We start from the raw sequence: 20,148 nt of genomic DNA on the forward strand, positions 1-20,148 counted from the left end.
GTGGTTCGACTGAGTATCGTGCTTGCCATGTCGAGCCCAGAGGCATCCAAGGTGGGGGCTTTCGGTCACCCGTCAGCCCCCTGAACCACTGAACAATCCTGTTCTGCCGCACGGTGGCGGCAGATGACAGGAGTAGTCGGGCCGCTGACCGCGGTGACGAGACGTTTCATCTGATCTCTCATCACCTCGGAGTTTCTCGATGCCTCTACCTCTCTATCTGCTTGCCGTGGCGCTCTTCGCCATGGGCACGTCAGAGTTCATGCTCGCCGGCCTGCTGCCGGACATCGCCGCGGACTTCGGCGTTCCGGTTGCGACGGCGGGACTGCTCACATCGGCCTTCGCCATCGGAATGGTGGTAGGTGCCCCGCTCATGGCGGGCCTTGCGCGCCGGTGGCCACGGCGATCCAGCCTGCTGGGCTTCCTCGGCCTGTTTCTGGCCGCACACGTCCTCGGCGCCTGCACCGGCAGCTTCACGGTTCTGCTCGCCACCCGAATCATCGCAGCGCTTGCCAATGCCGGCTTTCTGGCGGTCGCGCTCACCGCAGCCGCTGAACTGGTCCCCTCCGACCGGAAGGGCCGGGCCCTGGCCGTCCTGCTGGCGGGCACCACGGTCGCCACCATTGCAGGGGTCCCCGGTGGTGCCTTGCTGGGGACACTGCTCGACTGGCGCGCCACCTTCTGGGGGATGGCGATGTTGTGCCTACCCTCGGCGCTCGGCGTAGTGCGTGGCATTCCCGCCAAGACAGAACGACCAGACGAGCCGGCAGGCCCGGATCTACGTCGGGAGCTCACTGAACTACAGCGTCCGCGACTGCTCCTGGCCCTGCTGCTGGGCGCACTGGTGAATGCCGCAACGTTCGGCACTTTCACCTTCCTCGCTCCGATCGTCACCGATGTCGCCGGGCTGGATCCGCTGTGGGTCTCTGTCGTGCTGGTGCTGTTCGGCCTAGGGTCCTTCGTTGGCGTCACCGTCGCCGGGCGGTTGTCCGACCAGCGGCCCGGTGTCGTCGTCGCAGTCGGCGGGCCGTTACTGCTCGGCGGCTGGGTCACCCTCGGCCTCGTCGCGTTCAACCCGATCGCTCTGCTGATCCTTGCCTTCACCCAGGGTGCGCTCTCCTTCGGCCTTGGGAGCACGCTGATCGCACGCGTGCTGTATGAGGCCGCAGAAGCGCCGACCATGGCAGGCTCCTACGCCACCGCCGCTCTCAACGTCGGGGCTACCGCCGGTCCCGTCATCGCCGCCGCCACGTTGAACACTTGGTTGGCCGAACTGGGACCCGTCTGGGTCAGTAGCGCCTTGGTCTCAGTCGCACTCCTCCTCGCTCTGCCCTTTCGCCAGGCGCTGCCCGTAGGAGTGGCGGAGTAGCCACCCCGGTTGTCGTACGAGCTCACACAGGTGCCGGCGGAGACGTCTTGTCGATTTGTGCCACGGATTCACACACGTCGGCTCCCGGGTCGGCGGACGCGTCCGGTCAAGCCGATCCGCTCATGTGACTCCAATCCCTTTCCCAAGAGATGTTGGAAATGTCATAATCCCAACATGTCTTGGGAAAAGGGTGACGACCTGGTGCCGCTGCGGGCGCTGGCGAACCCGCTCCGGATCCGCATCGTGTCGCTGCTCACCGGCGCGTCCATGTCGGCCACCGAGGTCGCGGAGGAGCTGGGCATCGCCCACGCCTCGGCCAGCTACCACCTGCGCCAGCTGGCCGAGGCCGGCTTCCTGCAGCAGGTGGACGAGCGGCCGGCACCGGGCGGCAAGGGCAGACCCCGCCGGCTCTACCGTTACGACCCCTCCAGCGGCGCGCGGCTGGACCGCGCGAACGGCCGGCAGCTCATGCACGAGGCGCTCGCCACCGACCTGGCACGACGCCTCGCCCAGACCAAGCTGCAGCGCATGTCCATGGACGCCGAGGTATGGCTGGATCGCGCCGTGTGGGAGGAGATCGTCGGGCTGATCGAGCAGGCGGTCGCGCTGGCCCACGACAAGGCCGGGCCGCCCCGCTCCGGCGACCGGGTCAAGGTGAGCATGACCGCGATCCTGCTGGAACTCGACGACGTGCGATGACCCGCCTGCTGATGGCGTGTGCGGGAGCGTGCTTCCTGTCGCTCGGGCTGCTCATCCCAACGATCCCCAAGTACGTCACCGGCCCGCTGGACCAGGGTCCGGGCCTGGTCGGCGGTTGCTTGGCGATCACGGCCGGGTGCGCCGTGCTCTTCCGCCCACTGGCCGGTCGGCTGGCCGACCGGCGCGGCCGCAGGGCGGCGGCCTGCACCGGCGCCGCGCTGCTGGCGATCACCTCCTTCGCCGTGCTCATGGCCGAGTCGCTGCCGCTGTTCCTGGCGTGCCGGGCCGTCGCGGGAGCGGGGGAGGCCCTGACCTACGTCGGTCTGGCCGCCGCGGCCAGCGATCACGACCGTCCGGGTGCCGCGATCAACCGCTTCTCCATCGCGGTCAACGCCGGCCTGCTCGCCGGACCGGCGCTCGCCGAGGCCGGCCATTCCGTCGCCGGCCTGCGGGCCACATGGGCGCTGTCCGGAGCCGTCGCCCTCGCGGCCTTCGTGGCCTGCCTGTTCCTGCCCGCGGGCCCGGCCGTCGCCGGCGATCCCGCCGGCGCGAGGAAGGCCGGGCCGCTCGTGCATCGCGCGGGGCTGCGTCCCGGGCTGGCGTACTGGGCGTCGGTGTGGGGATACACCGCCTTCGGCGCCTTCCTCCCGCTGCACGTCGCCGCGCTGGGCGGGAGCGGCAGCGGCCCGCACTTCCTCGTCTACGGCTGCGTGCTGCTCGCCGTGCGGCTCGGCGGCCAACGATGGACGGACCGGATCGGCCCGCGTGGGACGGCGACCGCGGCCCTGCTGGTCACCGCGGCCGGGCTGGCCCTGCTCGTCGCCTGGCCGTCCGTGACCGGGGCGCTGGCCGCCGCGGCGGTGATCGGCGCCGGGCAGGCGCTGGGGCTTCCCGCGTTCCTCACGATGGCGGTGACCGGTCTGCCCGCCGCGCAGCGCGGCTCGGCGGTGGCCACCACGACGGCGTTCTTCGATCTCGGGTTCATGACGGCCGCGCTCGCGCTGGGCGCCATCGTGCAGTCGTCCGGCCTGGCCTACGGCTTCGCCGTCGCGGGCTGCGTGCCGGCCCTGGCGCCGTTGCTGTTCCTCTCCCGCTCTCGCAAGGCCCGCAGGACATCCCCCCAAGGAGACAGCCATGACCATTCCCACCGCTGAGCTGGCCGGCTACGCCGACGTCGTCTTCGACGTCGCCGTACCGGTCGTCGCCGGCGACCGGGTGCTGATCAACGCCGAGATCGAGCACGCCCCGCTCGCCCGCGCCCTGGCCGAGGCGGCATACGCCCGGGGTGCCCGCTATGCCGACATCTGGTATTTCGACCCCTACGCGAAGCGATCCCGGGTCCAGCACGCGGACGCGGCCACCCTGAGCGAGGTCCCGGCCTGGCTGGACGCGCGCAACGAGGAACTGGCCCGCCACTGCGGCATCCTGCTCAACATCCGCGGCGTCGCGGCACCGGATCTCCTCGCCGGGCAGGACCCGGTACGGGCGGGCCTGGACCGCATGCCGTACCTCACGTCGAGGCAGCGGCTGCAGCTCGGCAGCCTCGTCCGCTGGGCGATGGTCCCCTGCCCGACCGCAGAATGGGCGCGCGCGGTCTTCGGGGAGCCGGACGGAACCCGCCTCTGGCAGCACCTGCGCCCGATACTGCGGCTGGACCGGCCCGATCCCCGCGCCGCCTGGGAGCAGCGGATCGCCGAGCTGCTGGGCCGCGCGGAGGTGCTGAGCGGGATGCGGCTCGACGCCGTCCGGTTCGAGGGGCCGGGCACCGACCTGACCATCGGCCTGCTCCCGGACGCGCACTGGACCGCGGCGCGCCTCGAATCCGTGCGGGGGCACCGCTTCCAGGCCAACCTCCCCACGGAGGAGGTGTTCACCACGCCTGACTACCGCCGGGTGGAGGGCACCGTCCGTTCGACGCGGCCACTCGCGCTCAACGGGAGCGTCATTCGCGACCTGGAGCTGACCTTCACCGGCGGGGTGGTGACGGAGGTGCGGGCGAGTGCCGGCGCCGACGTGGTCCGCACCCACCAGGCGACCGACGCGGGCGCGGCCCGTCTGGGCGAGCTGGCCCTGGTCGACGGCTCGTCGCCGGTCGGGCGATCGGGCCTCACCTTTCTTGAGACCCTGCTGGACGAGAACGCCACCTGCCATCTGGCCTGGGGTGCCGGCCTGCCTCCGGGCGTGCCCGAGCATCTGCGCGAGCGGGACGCCGCCGGGCTCGATGCGGCCGGGGTCAACCTCTCCGGTGTGCACGTCGACTTCATGGTGGGCGGCCCCGACGTCACCGTCACGGGGATCGGGCACGACGGCGGCGCGATCGAGTTGCTCCGCGACGACGAGTGGCAGGTCTGAGTCGAATCCACCTAGGACGGCGCGAGCCGCGCGGGATCAACGGACATCGCCGTCGGTACCGAGGAGCGAACCTCTCTGTACCGACGGCGATGAAGCCCCATCGCGAGTCACCTCCACGGCCCCTGTCACGCGGACGGCCGCCGTCACCGGCTTCGGGAACTACCGGGAGAACCGCGTCGCGGTCTCCCCCGCGTGATGTGTCGGTGACGGCGCATATGGTCGGGGGATGGCGGAGACACTGACCGGTGCAGGTTCCCGGCTGGAGCCGTTCCGGGCCGAACTGACCGGTTACTGCTACCGGTTGCTCGGCTCCGGTTTCGAGGCCGAAGACGCGGTGCAGGAAACGCTGCTGCGTGCCTGGCGGGCGTTCGACCGCTACGACGAGCGACGGGCGTCGCTGCGTACCTGGCTCTACGGCATCGCCACCAACATCTGCCTCGACATGCTGCGCAGCACGCAACGCCGGGCCTTGGCCATGGATCTCAGCCGGGCCGCGGACGGCGGGCCGAGCATCGGTGAGCCGGTCTCGGAGCGGATCTGGATCCAGCCGGTTCCAGACGGTCTCGTGCTGCCGATGGACGGCGATCCGGAAGAGCTGGCCGTGCGGCGGGAGACGATCCGGCTGGCATTCGTCGCCGCGCTGCAGCACCTGCCGCCCCGGCAGCGGGTGGTGCTGATCCTGCGCGACGTGTTGCGGTGGAAGGCCGGGGAGGTCGCGAACCTCCTGGAAACCACCGTCGCGTCGGTGACCAGCGCGTTGCAGCGGGCAAGGTCGACGCTCAAGACGGTTGACGTCATGCCCGGTGAGCCGCTCCGGCCGTCCGACCCGGGCCAGCGCGAACTGCTCGCCCGCTATTGCAGCGCGTTCGAGCGTCACGACATCACCGCGCTCGTCGCCCTGCTGCACGAGGACGCGACGATGTCGATGCCTCCCTTCACCTGGTGGCTTCGCGGCCGCGACCGGATCGAGCAGGCGCTGCTGGACCCGAACGCGTCCTGCGCGGGCGCGCGCCTCGTCCCGGCCGCGGCGAACGGCTCGCCGGCGTTCTGGCAGACCAGACCCGGCCCCGACGGCGTTCACGTTCCCTTCGGACTGGTCCTCCTGGACGTGTCCGAGGGGCTGATCAGCGGCATCACCACATACCTGGACGCCGACCGGCTGATCCCGCTTTTCGGCGCTCCGGCCGAGTCCTCCCGCACACCGATGAGTTTCGTGACGCCACGGCGTATCACCATGGACGGCTAGTCACAGCAGACCGGAGGAGCGGACATGACGACTGTCCAGCCCATCATCATCACATCCGACCTGGATCGACTGCGAACCTTCTACGAGCGCCTGCTCGGCGCGGTGGAGGTGAGCCGCTTCCCCGACGACGGGCCCACCTTCTTCGTGAACCTGAAGCTGGGCGACTCGGAACTCGGACTGGTCAACGAGGCGGCGACCGACCTGTCCGCCCCGCAGCGGATCCTGCTGCGCGTGCAGGTCGACGACGTCGACGGTCTGCTGGACCGGGTCGAGTCGGCCGGCGGACGGGTGCTCGGCCCGTCGACCGACATGCCCTGGGGAGAACGTGTGGCCCACATCCACGACCCTGACGGAAACATGGTCAACCTGACCCAGTACCTCCAAGAAAGCGCCGGATAACTCAGGCGATGACGCGCCGCGGCGACCGTGTCCGGCTTCTTGGATCCTTAGCCAACCCCACTCTGACCAGGGGCAGAACAACGGAGCACCGGATGTGCGCGCCCCGAAGATGACGATGCCGCTCATGTCACTCCGATCTGGCCGCGTATGGGAACCGCTGCGCGGCATCACCCCGAAAGTGCTCACCCAGACCCTGCGGGCGATGGAGCGCGACGGTCTGGTCACCCGCACCGCGTACGACGAGAACCCACCCCGGGTCGAGTACGAGCTGACCGCACTGGGACGCAGTCTGCTGACCCTTATCGCGGCCGCACGCGCCTGGAGCGGGGATCACCTCCCCTCGCTTCTCGAAGCCCGCGACGCGCACGACTCCGCACCCGGCCCGTCACCGCTGGGATAGATCGCACGAAAGGCTACGTGCGGTCCTGGTGTGGGAAGGTGGGGAGGGTCGGGGGTTCGAAGTCGGCGCCGGTCCGCGGGTCGCCGGTGGACTGGGTCAGCAGCAGGCGGGTGGTCTCCAGCAGGTGGTCGTGCATGGCCTGCGCGGCGCCCTGGTTGTCACGGGCCCGGATGTTGTCGAGGATGCGCTCGTGGACCCGCCAGATGTCGGCGAGAGTCCGCGTCTGGGTGGTGGACAGGCCCCGGGCGGACATCTGGGCGCGGGTCGTCGCGACGGACTGGGTCACCCGTGCGTTGCCCGCCGATTCCAGGATGAGCTGGTGGAACTTCACGTCCTCCTCCTGGAAGAGGCGCTCGTCCCCGGCCTCGCCCGCCTGGCGCATCTTCTCCAGGGCCGTGGCGACCAGTGCCATCTGGACCTCGTCCATCATGGTCGCCGCACGGTACACCGAGGGGACCTCCAGCAGGAAGCGGAGCGAGTAGATCTCCTCGATGTCACGCGTGGTCATCTGGAGGATCCGGACACCGCGGCTGCGCTCGAATCTGACGACTCCGTGCGTGGCCAGCTGGAGCAGGGCCTCCCTGACCGGGGTTCTGGACACGCCGAGCTGGGCCGCTATCCCCACCACGGAGTGCAGCGTCCCGGGAGCCAGCTCGCCGGTGATGATGGCACGGCGAACCACCTCGAAGGTCCGGGCCGTCAGCGATGCCTGGTCCACCGAAATCTGTTCCATCCGACAAGACTCCCGGGGGGATCGGTCCGGCGCCCGACTGAATGATCAGGCGCCCCTGGTTGGGCAAAAACGGTACCACGCGCACAGTAGTGCAGCATGCAACATGCAGCATTACCGCTCTGCGGGATCAGAGGAACGACAGATCGGCGCCCTCACCCGCGGGGAGAACCGTCTGCGCGTACAGTCGCCGCCAGCCTCGCTCGGGCAGCTCGGGCGGGGTGAAGTCCGCCCGGCGGCGCTCAAGCTCGTCCTCGTCGACCAGCAGATCGAGCCGTCGCGCCTCGACGTCCAGCCTGATGAGATCGCCGTTGCGGACGAGCGCGATCGGCCCCCCGGCGGCGCTCTCCGGGTCGCAGTGCAGCACCACGGTGCCGTAGGAGGTGCCGCTCATCCGCGCGTCGGAGACCCGCACCATGTCCCGGATCCCGGCGCGGGCCAGCTTGGCCGGGATGGGCAGGGCACCGGCCTCGGGCATGCCCGCGGCGATCGGGCCCGCGTTGCGCAGCACCAGTACGTGGTCCGGGGTGACGTCCAGATCCGGGTCGTCCAGGATCCGCTGCGCCTCCTGCGCCGAGTCGACGACCAGGGCGGGGCCGGTGTGGTTCATCAGGTGGGGGCTCGCGGCGGCGGTCTTGATGACCGCTCCCCCCGGGGCCAGCGTGCCCCGGAGCACGGCCAGGCTCCCCGCGGGTCCGAGCGGGTCCTCCAGGGGGCGGATCGTCGTCTGCCAGTCCTCCCGCGCGGGGGTCTCGGCGAGCAGCGATTTCAGGCTGTCCCCGGAGACCCCGACGGTCTCCGGTTCGAGCAGCGGTTCGAGGACCTTCAGCAGCGCGGGAAGCCCTCCGGAACGGTGGAAGTCCTCCAGGTACCCCGAGCCCGCGGGCTTGCAGTCGACCAGGAACGGCACCTCGGCACCGATCACGTCGAAGTCCCTGAGTTCGAGCTCCACGCCGGCCCGCCGGGCCACGGCGAGCAGGTGGATCAGCGCGTTCGTCGAGCCGCTCATCGCCGAGAGCACCCGGATGGCGTTGCGGAACGCCGCGGGGGTCATGATCTCCTTGGGCACCGGGCCGCCCGACCGGGCGAGCTCGACGGCGCGGCGGCCGGTCTCGGCGCCGTGCCTGAGCCGGGCACCGGTGGCGGCCGGGGGCGTCGCGCCGCCCGGCAGCATCATGCCGAGGGTCTCGGTGACGCAGGCCATGGTGGAGGCGGTTCCCATCACCGCGCAGGTGCCCGCGGTCGTCACGAGCTCGTTGCGCACACTGGTGATCTCGGCCTGGTCGAGTTCCCCGCCCCGGTGCCTGCCCCAGAAGCGCCGGCAGTCGGTGCAGGCTCCGAGCCGCTCACCCCGCCAGCTGCCGGTCATCATCGGGCCGACGACCTCGAGCAGTACCGGCTTGTCCGAGGAGGCCGCGGCCATGAGCTGGGCCGGCACGGTCTTGTCACACCCGCCGAGCAGCACCGCGGCGTCCATCGGGAGGGCGCGGATCATCTCCTCGGTGTCCATCGCGAGCAGGTTGCGGAACAGCATCGTCGTCGGGGAGGTCAGGATCTCCCCGAGCGAGATGGTGGGGAACTCCATGGGCAGGCCGCCGGCCTCCAGGACCCCGCGCCTGACCGCCGCCAGCAGCGCGGGCATGTCGCGGTGGCAGGTGTTGTAGTCGGAGTTGGTCACCGCGATGCCGATGATCGGCCGGTCCAGCGCCTCGTCGTCGTACCCGCTGGAGGCCAGGAAAGCACGCCGGAGATATTTGCTGAAACCGTCATCACCGTAGGACGTACGACTCCGGTCGATGACCGATTCAGTGGGTTTGGCGTGCATGGTGGTAATGCCTCCGGGGGTCAATCCGATCAGGGAAGAATGGGGCCGCGTCAGGGGCGGAGCGGCATGGCCAGCGGGCGCATCGGGGCGCCGGTCGCGCCGCGCAGTTTCATGGCGGCGGCCACGAAGGCGAACTCGTAGAGCCGCTCGGCCGAGATCTGCTCGCAGTCGACCACCTCCATGATGGGGATGCCCGCCTCCCCCAGCAGATAGGTGTGGACGACCTGCCAGTTCTCCTCGTCCGCGGCGGGCATCTGCTCCAGGGCGAGGGTGTCGCCGCCGATGACCGACGCGCCCAGGTGGGCGAGGAACCGCGCCCCTTCCAGGTTCAGGCCGGGGCTGTTGTCGATGTAGGCGTCGATCTTCGGCCACGCGCGCATCCGGCCGGTACGCACCAGCGCCACGTCACCCGGCCGGAACTCGACGTTCTGGCGTCGCATGGCCTCGCGCAGGTCGTCCGCGCCGATCCCGTGATTGTCCGGGAGCACGTCGACGTCGTGCAGCGCGGCGATGTCGAACAGGACCCCGCGGGCGATGATGGGAGGGATCTTGTCGGCGCCGCACTTGGTCCAGTGCCGGGAGGTGATGTGCTCCTCGGCGGAGAACCCGTTCCAGATCCGGCCGTTGTACCCGAAGTGGTTGAGGGTGTCGATGTGCGTCCCGCAGTGGGTGTACATCGAGATCGCGTCACCCGAGTAGGAGACCAGCTCGTTCTGCGCGCGGCCCATTCCGGTGATGTCGTCCAGGACGGTGCCGGCGGGCGTGTGCGTCATCCACTGCTGGAAGCCCGGGTCGCCGGCCTTGGTCCACGAGGGCATCCCGACGAAGTAGTCGACCGACAGGTCGATGACGCTGCCGCCGTCCGCCCGCCGCAGCACCTCACGTGACGCCTCGGGGGTGAGCAGGTTCAGCATGCCGATCTCGTCGTCGGGACCGAATGGGCTACGGGTGACCTCGCGGAACTTCGCGCAGTACGCCGCGATCTTGTTCCTGGTCGCCTCGCTGATGAGTGCCGGCCCGCACATGTGGTGTCCGCCTTCCTGTTACCGGTCCGGGGTCACCGGACGGGTGATCTCGCCGTACATCTCGGGGCGCCGCCCGGAGAACACCGGGAGCTCGAACTCGCCCGGCCTGATGATCAGCCTCTTCGCCCGGGATTCCCGGACGTCGATCGCCGCCCCGAACAGCCCTTCCTTCTCCCCCGCGTCCACCAGCACCGTCCCGGAGGGGGCGATGATCTGGCTCCTGCCGATGAAGCGGGTTCCGGACTCGGAGTCGGCGCGGTCCGCGACCGCGAGATGGACCAGGTTCTCCAGGGCGCGCACGCGGACCATGTGGTCGGCGAGGATGTCCGCTCCCTCCGGCCAGTTGGTGGGCATCGCGATGACGTCGGCGCCCTGCAGCCCGAGCTCGCGGGCGGATTCGGGGAAGCGCAGGTCGAAGCAGATCATCACGCCGACCCGGCCGAAGGGGGTGTCGACCACCCGTGGCGCCGCGTCGGTGCCCGGGTCGACGAACCGGTCCGCGCCCAGGTAGGGCAGGTGCTGCTTGCGGTACCTGCCGATGATCCCGGTGGGTCCGAGCACCAGGGCCGTGTTGTGGACGCGTTCGTCCGCCTTCTCCAGCAGGCCCACCACCGCGTGGGTGGAGTACTCGCGGCAGGCGTCCACGATGCGGCCGATCCTCGGGTCCCCCGCGCTGATCGCGGCGGCGTGCGTCTCGGCCCGGGAGCCGAGCAGGTACCCGGTGAGCACGCATTCCGGGAAGACCACCAGTTGCTGCCCGGTCGCGGCACCCTCTCGCAGGGTGTCGACGACCCGATCGACGTTCGCCGCCACATCGGTTCGGTCGACGCCGACCTGAGCCACGCCGATCCGGATGCCGGTTTCGGTATCTGCGCCGGGCAAAGTGCCACCCCTTGGGTCCGCCGTGAGTTGAATACGCCCCAGAGTGGCATGCAACATGTTGCACGTCAACGCAGCCTTCATCATTGACATGCAGCGTGCTGCATGCCAGTCTGGCCGACCAAATCGGACATTGTGCTTGAGAGGGATTGAGTCGTGCCGGAAGTAGTGATCCTCAGTGGCGCCGGAGGCGGGATCGGCGCCGCGACGGCCCGCGAATGCGCGGCGGCCGGCGCGTCCGTCCTGCTCACGGATCAGCGGGTCGAGCTCGTCGAGCGGCTCGCGGCCGAACTCCGCGCCGACGGTGCCGACGCCGTGGCACACGGGCTGGACGTCACCGACGAGGAGGCGGTCGCCCATGCGGTACGGGTCGCCGTCGACCGGTGGGGCCGGATCGACGGGCTGGTGAACTGCGCCGCCACGATCGTGGCGAAACCGCTGGTCGACACCACTCTTGACGACTGGAACCGGGTCATGACCATCAACGCGACCGGGACCTTCCTGCTGTGCAAGCACGTGGTGACCGCGATGCTCGCCCAGCGGACCCCCGGGGCGATCGTCAACCTCTCCTCGATCTCCGGGACGGTCGGCCTGCCCAACCAGCCCGCGTACTGCGCCTCCAAGGGAGCGGTGCTGCAGCTTTCCCGCCAGATCGCCGTCGACTACGCCGCCTCGGGAATCCGGTGCAACGTGGTCAGCCCCGGCTCGGTGGCCACCGAGCAGCTGGCCACCTACCTGCGGTCCCAGCCCGATCCCGAATCCGCCCGGCAGAGCCTCATCGCCGGCCATCCGATCGCGCGCCTGGCGGATCCGCACGAGGTGGCCAAGGTGGTCGCCTTCCTGCTGAGCTCCGCCGCCGGCTTCATGACCGGCGCGGACGTGGCCGTCGACGGCGGCTACACCGCCATCTGAGCACGGATTTCCAGGAAGGGACTCGGAAAATGTCTCGGCATACGACCTTGCCTCCGGCGGAGCGCGCCGGTCCTGGTGGGCTGCTCGACCTGCGCCGCCTCAAAGGCGGCCGGTTCTCCTCGATCTGGCTGATCACGCTGCTGCTCTTCGCCGTCAGCCCGCTGATCTCACCCGGCAGCCTGTCCGGATCCGCCGTGCTGTCGATGCTGCCGTTCGCGGCGGTGATGGCGATCGCCGCGCTCGGGCAGACCCTCGTCGTCTCGCACGGCGGCATCGACCTGTCGGTGCCCGGCGGGATGGCGCTGGCCGCGGTGCTGGCCACCAAGCTGCCCGCGGTGTCGGGCGTCCCGGTCTGGGCGGCCGTCGCGCTCGGGCTGGTCGCGGGCGCGCTGGGCGGACTGGTCATCGGCATCGCCGTGGTCCGGCTCTCCATCGCGGCGTTCGTGGCCTCGCTGGCGGTGAACTCGATCCTCATCGGTGTGGTCCTGCAGGTCTCCAAGGGCTTCCCCGCGTCGGCCGGTCCCGCGCTGAGCGCGTTCGCGGTCGGCTCGGTGGCCGGTATCCCCAACCTGCTGCTGGTCGCGGTCGTGGTGATCGGCCTCGCGCACTGGGGCATCCGGCACACGGTGCTCGGCCGGCGCTTCATCGCGGTCGGCGCCGGACGGCCCGCGGCCCGGCTGCTCGGCCTGCCCACCGGCTCCTACGAGGTGGGCGCCTACGTGGTGGCCGGAATCTGCTACTCGCTGGCCGGAATCCTGCTGGCCGGCTACCTGCGCACCCCGGACATCCTGCTCGGCGACACCTACCTGCTCCCCACCATCGCGGCCGTCGTCCTCGGCGGCAGCCTGCTGTCCGGCGGCATCACCAACCTGGCCGCCACCGCCGTCGCCGCGCTGTTCCTCACCCAGCTGAACCAGGTGGTCCTCGCCGCCGGCGCGTCCACCGCCACCCAGCTCCTGGTCCAGGCCGGCGTGCTCGCGCTCAGCGTGGTGGCCCGCGGAGTGCCCTGGAGCTCCGTCCGCGCGCGGCTGCGAAGCCGCTCCCTCGAACCCGCTTCCACGCTGTCCTCGCCCTAGAGGCCTCCCCCAACAGGAGATCACAATGCCCCTCACCAAAACCCGCCTGCGGGCCCGTCAGTCGGTCGCCGTCCTGGCCCTCGCCGCCCTCGGCGCGGCGGGCTGCGCCGGTGGCCCCGGTGAACCGGCCGCCGCGAACGGCGGTGTCGAGGCCGTCTACAACGACGCGGCCCGGACCGGAGACGTCTCCGCCCTCCGCCCCATGGCGGACTTCTGCGGCACCAAGCCGGTGAAGGTCGCCCTGGCCGACGGCACCGGCGACAACGCCTTCCGCAAGACGGCTCGCGCCGAGTTCGAGGACGAGGCGAGCAAGTGTCCCAACATCACCGTGCTGCCGTACGCCGACGGCCAGAACAACCCGCAGAAGGCGATCAGCGACGTCAAGGCCCTGGTCGCCCAGGGTGTGGAGGCCCTGGTGGTCTTCCCCGACGCCGGCGAGGCGCTGCTGCCCACCCTGCGTGAGGCGTACAAGGCGGGCGTCCAGGTGGTGCCGTGGACGGCCAACCCCGGCGGCAAGCCGGGCACGGACTACACGACGTTCGTCGGCCACAACACGGTCAACGACGGCGTGACCTGGACCCGCTGGATGTGCGAGGCGCTCGGCACCAAGGGCGGCAACGTGGTCTTCCTCGGCGGTACGCCGGGCAACACCCAGAGCCTCACCGAGCTGGTCGGCATCGAGAAGGAGCTCAAGGAGAACGCCGGCTGCTCGGCCGTCAAGCTGCTGAACGACCCGGGCAAGCCGATCGACACCAACTGGAACCCCGCCCAGATGCAGAAGGTCGTGTCCGGGCTGCTCACCAAGTACCCGACCATCGACGGTGTGATCACCGACTCCGGTGACGCCTCCCTCGGTGGCATCCGCGCCTTCCTGCAGGCCGGCCGGCCGCTGCCGCTGTGGACCGCCAACGACCTCAACGGCTTCGCCTGCGCCTGGAAGGACAACTCGGGCAAGCAGCCGAACTTCCAGACCGTGACCGTGTCCTCGCGTACCTGGATCATCCGTCTCGCGCTGCGCAAGGCCGTCGCCGCGCACCAGGGGATCAAGAACGACGAGCCGGAGATCATCAACATCCCGATCTTCGAGAACACGCTCGACAAGTCGAAGCTCCCCAAGTGCGACCCCTCCCTTCCCGCCAGCGCGATCCTGTCCTCCGAGCTCACGCCGGAGCAGCTCAAGCAGGCCTACAGCTGATCACTTGTCGTCTTCCGCCGGGCACGCGCCCGGCGGAACGCACTGAGCCGGAGTAAGGAGTGATCCTTCGCATGGTCGAATCGACCGCTGGACTGGTTCTCCGTGGAGTGACCAAACGCTTCCCCGGCGTGGTCGCGCTCGACGGGGTCGATTTCCAGGCGCACCCGGGCGAGGTACACGCCCTGGTCGGCGGGAACGGCGCCGGAAAGTCCACGCTCATGGCGGTGGCCTCCGGTGCGCTGGCGCCCGACGCGGGCACCGTCGAGATCTCGGGCTCGCCGATGCGGCAGTCGTCCCCGATCGCCGCCCGGGAGCAGGGCCTGGCCATCGCCTTCCAGCATCCGGCGCTTCTCCCCGATCTCACGGTCACCGAGAACCTCCTGCTGAGCGTGCCGAAACGGCTCCGCCCGTCCTTCGGCGACGCCCAGGACTGGGCCAGGGAAAAGCTGCTGCCCATGGGGATGGACATCGCCCCGGCCGCCGCGGCCGGCCGGTTGACCCTCGCCGAGAAGCAGGCCGTCGAGATCTGCGGAGCCCTCGCCTGCGAACCCGGCGTCCTGATCCTCGACGAGCCCACCGAACCGTTCATGGTGGCCGAGATCGAGAGGCTGTTCGAGCAGATCAGGAAGCTCGCCGCCGACGGGATGGCGGTGGTCTACATCAGCCACCGGCTGCCCGACGTGATGGCCCTGTCCGACCGTCTCACCGTGCTGCGCGACGGGCAGATCCGCGGCACCTTCCTCGCCTCGGAGGTGACCGAGGAGGAGATCGTCACCCGCATCGCGGGACGGGAGATCGACGCGCTGTTCCCGCCGCGCCCCTCCTCGGTCGGCGACGTCGTGATGGAGGTCCGTGACCTGCGCTCGGACCGGCTCCGCGGGATCACCACCACGCTGGCCCGCAACGAGGTCCTCGGCCTCGCCGGGGTGGAGGGCAACGGGCAGCGCGAGTTCATCCGCGCGCTGGGCGGAGCCGACCCGGTCACCGGTGGCGCCGTCACCGTCGACGGCCGGACCGTCGAACTCGGCAGCCCCCGCCGGACCCGGCGGGCCGGGGTGGTGCTCATGCCCCAGGAACGGCACGTCGAGGGCGTCGCCACCGTACTGTCGGTCAAGGAGAACCTGGGCGTCGCCGCCACCGGCAGGACCGCGGTCGCCGGAGTGGTACGGGGCTCGGCGGAGAACGCGATCGTGGCCGAGGAGATCAGGAAACTCGGCATCAAGGTGGCCTCACCCGACTCCGCCGTCGACCACCTGTCCGGCGGCAACCAGCAGAAGGTGGTACTCGGCCGGTCACTGCTCTCCGCGCCCAAAGTGCTGCTCTGCGACGAGCCCACCCAGGGCATCGACGTCGGCGTCCGCTCCGATATCTACCACCGGCTCCGCTCCACCGCCGACTCGGGGACACCGGTGGTGGTGCTCAGCTCCGACAACGTCGAGCTCGCCGGGCTCTGCGACCGGGTGCTGGTCTTCTCCCGGGGGGAGGTCGTCCGCGAGCTGATCGGGGACCAGATCTCCGAGCACGCCATCACCGAGGCGTCCCTCACCGCCGCGACCTCGGCGCGGAGCGCCGAGACCACCGAGCGGGCCCGGGGCACCGGCCTGCTCGGCGGGTTCCGCAGGCTGCTCTCCAGCGAGCAGGCGCCCAGCGCGTTCCTCGCCGTCGCGATCGTGCTGCTGGCCGCGGTGAGCGCGACCCGGAGCGACCGCTTCCTGTCCGAGTTCAACATCGCCAGCATGCTGGGGCTGCTGGCCCCCGTGCTCTTCCTCGCCGCGGGCCAGCTCATCGTCATGCTCACCGGAGGCATCGACCTGTCGGTCGGCCCGCTGAGCGGGACCCTCGTGGTCATCGCGTCGTTCTACGTCCTCGACGGGTACGGCGCCGGATGGTGGGCCCTGGGCTTCCTGCTGATGGTCCTCGCGGCGACCGGCGTGGGACTGACCAACGGCATGCTGGTGAGATTCGCCCGGGTGACCCCGGTGGTCGCGACGCTGGTGACCTACACCGCGCTCCAGGGACTCTCCCTGGTCATGCGGGACTCGCCCGGAGGATCGATCTCCACCTCCGTCACCGAGGCGCTCGGCGCGCGCATCGGCCCCATCCCGTACGCGGTGATCGTCGGGGCCGGTGTCCTCGTCGCGCTGGAGGTGATGTCCAGGCGCTCCATGACGGGGCTCCGGCTGCGCGGGGCCGGCTCGTCCGAGCAGGCGGCGCGAAAGCGCGGCATCCCGGTGGCCCGCGTCCACCTCGTGGTCTACCTGGCCAGCGCGCTGTTCACCGTGGTCGGCGCCCTGCTGCTGATGGCGCAGATCGGCGTGGGCGACCCGACCGCCGGCGTCAGCTACACGATGGCCGGCATCACCGCGGTCGTGCTCGGCGGGGCCTCGATCTTCGGCGGCCGGGGCAGCTTCGTCGGCGTCCTGTTCGGCGTCATCCTCCTGCAGGTCATCCAGAACGCCACGGTCTTCCTCGGCCTCTCCCAGTCGTGGCAGTACTGGATGCTCGGCCTGATGGCCCTGGCGGCGACGGCCGTCTACTCCCAGGCCCGCACGGCGCGGGCCTAGGCATCGTTGTCGCCGCACTCCGGGAGCGGGCATCGTCCGTGGGCGTTCCTCAACGGATCACGGGGGGTGCTCCTCTCAGGGTTCGAGCACAGCGGATTCGAACACGGAGGAGAGGCCCGGCCAGCGTTCCGCCGCACAGAGCACGGGAGGCCGGTCGACGGGGGCGGGCAGCGTCACCTCCCGCGAGCCGCCGAGGACCGTGCCGGTCCAGACGTCGACCCACTCCCCCTCAGGGAGGTACACCGATATTTCCGAAATATCCGGTGCGGTGACCGGGGCGACGAGCAGCGCGTCCCCGAGCTTGTACTGCAGCGGGAAGTCCCACACCCGCGGGTCGCGGGGGTGGTCGAAGAAGAGCCCGCGCATTAGCGGCGCGGCCCCGCCGACCGCCTCGCGAGCCTGCTCGGCGAGGTACGGCACGAGCCTCTCGCGGATCTCGACCAGCCGCCTGAACACCGGCACGACCCGCTCGTCGCCGGTCTGGGCGGCGATGTTCCACGGCGTGCGGTCCCTGCTGGGCGTGCGGTGGTGGTTGAACTCCGAGTGATACTGCATGATCGGCATGAACGCCGCCGCCCCGGCCGCCCTGAGGTAGAGCTCCGCGCTCGGCACCTCGCCGGAGAAGCCGGCCAGGTCCCACCCCCAGTAGACGATCCCGCAGGCGGACGCGGTGATCCCGGCCCTGATCGAGGAGCGGAAGGCCTCCCAGGTGGAGTCCTCGTCCCCCGCCCAGAACGCGCCGTGGGGCTGCGACCCGGCGAACCCGGCCCGGCTGAACGTCACCGGAGCCCTGCCGTGCCGGCGCAGCAGATCGCCGAAGGCACGGGCGTAGTGCACGGGGAACAGGCCGTTGCCGTCCGCGCCGCGCCGCCCGTCGGCGTAGCGCAGGTCGTGCCCCCAGGCGTGCTCGCCGCCGTCGGTCTTGAAACCGTCGATCCCGACCTCCTCGACCAGGTAGGCGCGCTTGGCCGTCCACCAGTCGCGCACCTCCTGCGACGACAGGTCGGGCATCAGCGCGAGCGGGAACCACCAGCCGCGGTTGCGGTACGGCCTGCCGTCGGCCTCCCGCACGCCGTACCCGCGCTCGACCAGCTGCCTGGCGTCGACGGCGGCCTGGTGCCTCGGGTGCGGGCGCGTCTTCTGCAGCGGGATCTGCCAGAGCAGCACCTTGACGTCACGTTCGTGGAGCTCGTCCACCATGCCCTTGGGGTCCGGCCACGGCCCGTCGGCCGGGAAGGTGTAGTCGGCGAGCCGGTGCGGTTCCTCCGACGGCTCGTACTCGGCACCCCTGAACGCGGTGAACGTGCTCTCGTCGCTCCACGCCTCGATCACCACGGCGCCGACGGGGATGCCGTGCTCGCGGTGCCGGTCCAGCTCGGCCAGCACGCGCCGCTGGGTGTTCCACTCGTTGCCGCTGGCCCAGAGCCGGAACACCCAGGAGGGCAGCTCGCTGGGCCGCCCGACGTCGTCGAGGAAGGCGTGCAGCACGTCACCGGGGGTCACCCGGGGCGCGCCGTCGGAGGTCGGACCGGAAGCCGTCGCCAGGGACGCGCTGTCGTAGACGCGCAGGGTCGGCTCGGCGTCGGGCCCGACCTCGGCCTCGACCCGGAGCCGGCCGGGCGTGCTCGCGCCCACGTCGTACCAGGTGCGCCGGGATGTCTCGATGTGCAGCCCCCAGCTCTCCTCGCCGCCCACCACCAGGGCGAACGGCATCGGCAGGTACGTGCGGCCGTGCGCGCCCTGCGTCTTGTACTGCTCGAACACCACCGCGTCGAGCTCGCGTCCGCGCTGGTCCACGGCGTCGAAGCGCTCGCCGAAGCCCACCACGTGCTCGCCCTCGGCCAGGGCCAGCTCGAACCGGACCCGCCGCACGCCTTCGCCGTCGCCCAGCCATCGGACGCTGCCGGGTACGACCCGGTCGCTTCCGCGCACGTGGAGCACCCCGCCGGTCTCCGACCAGGTCGCCGCCGTCACCTCGAACCACTTGCCGCGCCGGCTTCCTCCGCCGTCCAGCGCCGCCACGAACCGGTAGGAGTAGTGATGCCCGCTGCGCAGCACGGGTGTCGTCACCACCCACGACCCGGACGCCGCTCGCGCGGCCCGGGCCTGCGCGGCGGCCAGATGCCCTCCGTCGATGACCGCGCCGCCGCCGCTCGGGGCGGCGGAGGGGACGCCCGGTCGCGCGGTCGAGCCGTCCGCGCGGCTGAGCGGGAGCTCGACCCGGGTGGTGTGGTCCACCAGCCACTCGCAGACCACCGCCGTCACCTTCGCCGACGCGCGCACCCGCAGCTCCACCGTCTCGCCGTCGAGCGGCAGAGCCGGCACGCGCTGGTCCTCGGTCGTGGCGTACGGATGCCCGGACCCGTACGGACGATGCCGGATCATGCCCGCACCCCCAGCTCGTCGGCGAGAATCAGGTACATCCCGTGCGACCACAGCAGGGGCGTGGCGACCGTGCCCCACCGAGCCACCCACTCGTCGTGTCGTTCGGGAGCCAGCAGCACGTCCGACACCTGCTCGGGCAGATCGCCCTCGGGGGTCGCCTGGGCCGCCATCCAGTCGAGGTACCGGGTGGCCTCGGCCGTCCGGCCCGCCCGCGCGTGGTTCCAGCCGAGGAACCCGGCGAGCAGCACCCACCGGCCGCCGCCGTAGAAGGTGTCGGCGAGGTACCGGAACACGCCGCCGTCCCTGGCCAGTTGCCGCTCCACCTCGGCCACCGTCGCGGCGCCCACCGGGTGGTCGGCCGGGTAGAGCCCGAACGGCTCGACGCAGGCCAGCAGGCTCGCGTCCACCGCGTCGGTGCCCAGCCACTTCGTCAGGCGGCCCTCGACGACGCCTTCGGCCGCGACCAGCGCGGCGATGCCCGCCACGGCCTCGGCGGCGGCCTCCGCCTCGGGGCCGCTGAGGACACCGAGGGCCAGGGCCGCCCGCAGGCCGGCGTGGACGGAACCGAGCGTCGCCACGTGCCGCTGCTCGACGTGCTCCTCCCACCAGTCGTAGCAGGGCAGCTGCCAGAACGCCGCCAGGTACCTGACCGCGGTCCTGACGCCCTTCTCGACACCGGGAACCGCCCTGCCGTGCCGGCGGGAGTGCTCGCGCAGCGCCCACAGCCAGGCGCCGTAACCGTCGAGCTGGAAGTCCCACCATTCGTCATCGCCGTCGACGCCGTCCAGGGTGAACCTGGTGGGCAGCATCTCCGCCGGCGAGACGCGCTCGCCGCGGGCCGCGCGGGCGACGAGCGCGTCGACCTGGCCGGCGCGGTCGCCGAGCACTCCGGCACTCCAGGCGTGGAAGGCGTCCGCCCCGGCCACGTCGCCGTGTCGGCTCACCCCCTCGGCGATGAACGCGCCGTCACGCAGCCACGAGTAGCCGCGGTAGGCGGAGAAGGTGGGCGACGCCGGGTACGCGCCGGTGTGGGACTGGAACCTCTTGATCACGTCGAGGCTGTGCGACACGAGGGTCACGAGAACGTATCTCCTG

The 20,148-nt window shown here is 70.9% G+C and carries 17 protein-coding genes; 11 read left to right on the top strand and 6 right to left on the bottom strand.

All coding sequences use genetic code 11. From position 1 onward, the window contains the following. Positions 1-199: 199 nt before the first annotated feature. The 7 genes from ACWD3H_RS14770 (at position 200) to ACWD3H_RS14800 (ending at position 6,462) form a co-directional block, all read left to right on the top strand. Positions 200-1,366: a Cmx/CmrA family chloramphenicol efflux MFS transporter gene (locus tag ACWD3H_RS14770; protein ID WP_451955334.1), complete on the top strand. Its 1,167-nt coding sequence runs from the start codon at positions 200-202 to the stop codon at positions 1,364-1,366. Between the two features lie 174 nt (positions 1,367-1,540). After that, on the top strand, positions 1,541-2,065 hold the full coding sequence (locus ACWD3H_RS14775) for an ArsR/SmtB family transcription factor (protein ID WP_451955335.1): 525 nt from the start codon (positions 1,541-1,543) through the stop codon (positions 2,063-2,065). Beyond that, the gene (locus tag ACWD3H_RS14780) at positions 2,062-3,219 is read left to right on the top strand and encodes an MFS transporter (protein ID WP_451955336.1); all 1,158 of its coding nucleotides are present in this window, start codon (positions 2,062-2,064) and stop codon (positions 3,217-3,219) included. Before ACWD3H_RS14775 ends, ACWD3H_RS14780 begins: the two co-directional genes overlap by 4 nt. Continuing rightward, positions 3,200-4,417 carry an aminopeptidase gene (locus tag ACWD3H_RS14785; RefSeq protein ID WP_451955337.1) on the top strand — a complete coding sequence of 406 codons (1,218 nt, stop codon included), beginning with the start codon at positions 3,200-3,202 and terminating at the stop codon, positions 4,415-4,417. The genes ACWD3H_RS14780 and ACWD3H_RS14785 overlap by 20 nt, the downstream gene beginning before the upstream one ends. 226 nt (positions 4,418-4,643) lie before the next feature. Then, positions 4,644-5,663 (top strand): sigma-70 family RNA polymerase sigma factor, encoded by a 1,020-nt coding sequence (locus ACWD3H_RS14790; RefSeq protein WP_451955338.1) that lies wholly within the window; start codon positions 4,644-4,646, stop codon positions 5,661-5,663. A 24-nt stretch (positions 5,664-5,687) separates the two neighbouring features. Further along, positions 5,688-6,062: a VOC family protein gene (locus ACWD3H_RS14795; RefSeq protein WP_451955339.1), complete on the top strand. Its 375-nt coding sequence runs from the start codon at positions 5,688-5,690 to the stop codon at positions 6,060-6,062. A gap of 124 nt (positions 6,063-6,186) precedes the next feature. Then, positions 6,187-6,462 carry a winged helix-turn-helix transcriptional regulator gene (locus ACWD3H_RS14800; RefSeq protein WP_451955340.1) on the top strand — a complete coding sequence of 92 codons (276 nt, stop codon included), beginning with the start codon at positions 6,187-6,189 and terminating at the stop codon, positions 6,460-6,462. Between the two features lie 13 nt (positions 6,463-6,475). On the opposite strand, the gene ACWD3H_RS14805 is transcribed toward ACWD3H_RS14800, so the two are convergent. The 4 genes from ACWD3H_RS14805 to ACWD3H_RS14820 form a co-directional block, all read right to left on the bottom strand. Beyond that, complete coding sequence (locus ACWD3H_RS14805) at positions 6,476-7,195, bottom strand: GntR family transcriptional regulator (protein ID WP_355554423.1); 720 nt, start codon at positions 7,193-7,195, stop codon at positions 6,476-6,478. 127 nt (positions 7,196-7,322) lie between these two features. After that, positions 7,323-9,017 (bottom strand): dihydroxy-acid dehydratase, encoded by a 1,695-nt coding sequence (locus ACWD3H_RS14810; RefSeq protein ID WP_355554421.1) that lies wholly within the window; start codon positions 9,015-9,017, stop codon positions 7,323-7,325. Positions 9,018-9,067: 50 nt separating this feature from the next. After that, positions 9,068-10,042: a cyclase family protein gene (locus tag ACWD3H_RS14815; protein ID WP_355554419.1), complete on the bottom strand. Its 975-nt coding sequence runs from the start codon at positions 10,040-10,042 to the stop codon at positions 9,068-9,070. Between the two features lie 18 nt (positions 10,043-10,060). Beyond that, complete coding sequence (locus tag ACWD3H_RS14820) at positions 10,061-10,924, bottom strand: carbon-nitrogen hydrolase family protein (protein WP_451955341.1); 864 nt, start codon at positions 10,922-10,924, stop codon at positions 10,061-10,063. A 153-nt stretch (positions 10,925-11,077) separates the two neighbouring features. On the opposite strand from ACWD3H_RS14820, the gene ACWD3H_RS14825 reads away from it, so the two are divergent. From ACWD3H_RS14825 to ACWD3H_RS14840, 4 genes are all read left to right on the top strand, one after another. After that, complete coding sequence (locus ACWD3H_RS14825; RefSeq protein WP_355612739.1) at positions 11,078-11,833, top strand: SDR family NAD(P)-dependent oxidoreductase; 756 nt, start codon at positions 11,078-11,080, stop codon at positions 11,831-11,833. Positions 11,834-11,862: 29 nt separating this feature from the next. Further along, positions 11,863-12,909, top strand: coding sequence for an ABC transporter permease (locus tag ACWD3H_RS14830; protein ID WP_355612735.1), 1,047 nt, complete (start codon positions 11,863-11,865; stop codon positions 12,907-12,909). A 25-nt stretch (positions 12,910-12,934) separates the two neighbouring features. After that, positions 12,935-14,104, top strand: a complete 1,170-nt coding sequence (locus ACWD3H_RS14835) for a substrate-binding domain-containing protein (RefSeq protein ID WP_355554411.1) — start codon at positions 12,935-12,937, stop codon at positions 14,102-14,104. Between the two features lie 71 nt (positions 14,105-14,175). After that, positions 14,176-16,668 carry an ATP-binding cassette domain-containing protein gene (locus ACWD3H_RS14840; RefSeq protein WP_451955342.1) on the top strand — a complete coding sequence of 831 codons (2,493 nt, stop codon included), beginning with the start codon at positions 14,176-14,178 and terminating at the stop codon, positions 16,666-16,668. A gap of 75 nt (positions 16,669-16,743) precedes the next feature. Here ACWD3H_RS14840 and ACWD3H_RS14845 read toward each other — a convergent pair whose 3' ends face one another. Beyond that, positions 16,744-19,053 (bottom strand): glycoside hydrolase family 31 protein, encoded by a 2,310-nt coding sequence (locus ACWD3H_RS14845; RefSeq protein WP_451955343.1) that lies wholly within the window; start codon positions 19,051-19,053, stop codon positions 16,744-16,746. Continuing rightward, positions 19,050-20,132 (bottom strand): glycoside hydrolase family 15 protein, encoded by a 1,083-nt coding sequence (locus tag ACWD3H_RS14850; RefSeq protein WP_451955344.1) that lies wholly within the window; start codon positions 20,130-20,132, stop codon positions 19,050-19,052. The genes ACWD3H_RS14845 and ACWD3H_RS14850 overlap by 4 nt, the downstream gene beginning before the upstream one ends. Between the last annotated feature and the right edge of the window lie 16 nt (positions 20,133-20,148).

The sequence above is a fragment of the Streptosporangium sp. NPDC002607 genome (assembly GCF_053592655.1).

What these genes read in the sequence shown, in the direction of transcription:
- ACWD3H_RS14770 (WP_451955334.1), top strand. Translation starts at nt 200, where the DNA reads ATGCCTCTACCTCTCTATCTGCTTGCCGTGGCGCTCTTCGCCATGGGC.
- ACWD3H_RS14775 (WP_451955335.1), top strand. Translation starts at nt 1,541, where the DNA reads ATGTCTTGGGAAAAGGGTGACGACCTGGTGCCGCTGCGGGCGCTGGCG.
- ACWD3H_RS14780 (WP_451955336.1), top strand. Translation starts at nt 2,062, where the DNA reads ATGACCCGCCTGCTGATGGCGTGTGCGGGAGCGTGCTTCCTGTCGCTC.
- ACWD3H_RS14785 (WP_451955337.1), top strand. Translation starts at nt 3,200, where the DNA reads ATGACCATTCCCACCGCTGAGCTGGCCGGCTACGCCGACGTCGTCTTC.
- ACWD3H_RS14790 (WP_451955338.1), top strand. Translation starts at nt 4,644, where the DNA reads ATGGCGGAGACACTGACCGGTGCAGGTTCCCGGCTGGAGCCGTTCCGG.
- ACWD3H_RS14795 (WP_451955339.1), top strand. Translation starts at nt 5,688, where the DNA reads ATGACGACTGTCCAGCCCATCATCATCACATCCGACCTGGATCGACTG.
- ACWD3H_RS14800 (WP_451955340.1), top strand. Translation starts at nt 6,187, where the DNA reads ATGTCACTCCGATCTGGCCGCGTATGGGAACCGCTGCGCGGCATCACC.
- ACWD3H_RS14805 (WP_355554423.1), bottom strand. Translation starts at nt 7,195, where the DNA reads ATGGAACAGATTTCGGTGGACCAGGCATCGCTGACGGCCCGGACCTTC.
- ACWD3H_RS14810 (WP_355554421.1), bottom strand. Translation starts at nt 9,017, where the DNA reads ATGCACGCCAAACCCACTGAATCGGTCATCGACCGGAGTCGTACGTCC.
- ACWD3H_RS14815 (WP_355554419.1), bottom strand. Translation starts at nt 10,042, where the DNA reads ATGTGCGGGCCGGCACTCATCAGCGAGGCGACCAGGAACAAGATCGCG.
- ACWD3H_RS14830 (WP_355612735.1), top strand. Translation starts at nt 11,863, where the DNA reads ATGTCTCGGCATACGACCTTGCCTCCGGCGGAGCGCGCCGGTCCTGGT.
- ACWD3H_RS14835 (WP_355554411.1), top strand. Translation starts at nt 12,935, where the DNA reads ATGCCCCTCACCAAAACCCGCCTGCGGGCCCGTCAGTCGGTCGCCGTC.
- ACWD3H_RS14840 (WP_451955342.1), top strand. Translation starts at nt 14,176, where the DNA reads ATGGTCGAATCGACCGCTGGACTGGTTCTCCGTGGAGTGACCAAACGC.
- ACWD3H_RS14845 (WP_451955343.1), bottom strand. Translation starts at nt 19,053, where the DNA reads ATGATCCGGCATCGTCCGTACGGGTCCGGGCATCCGTACGCCACGACC.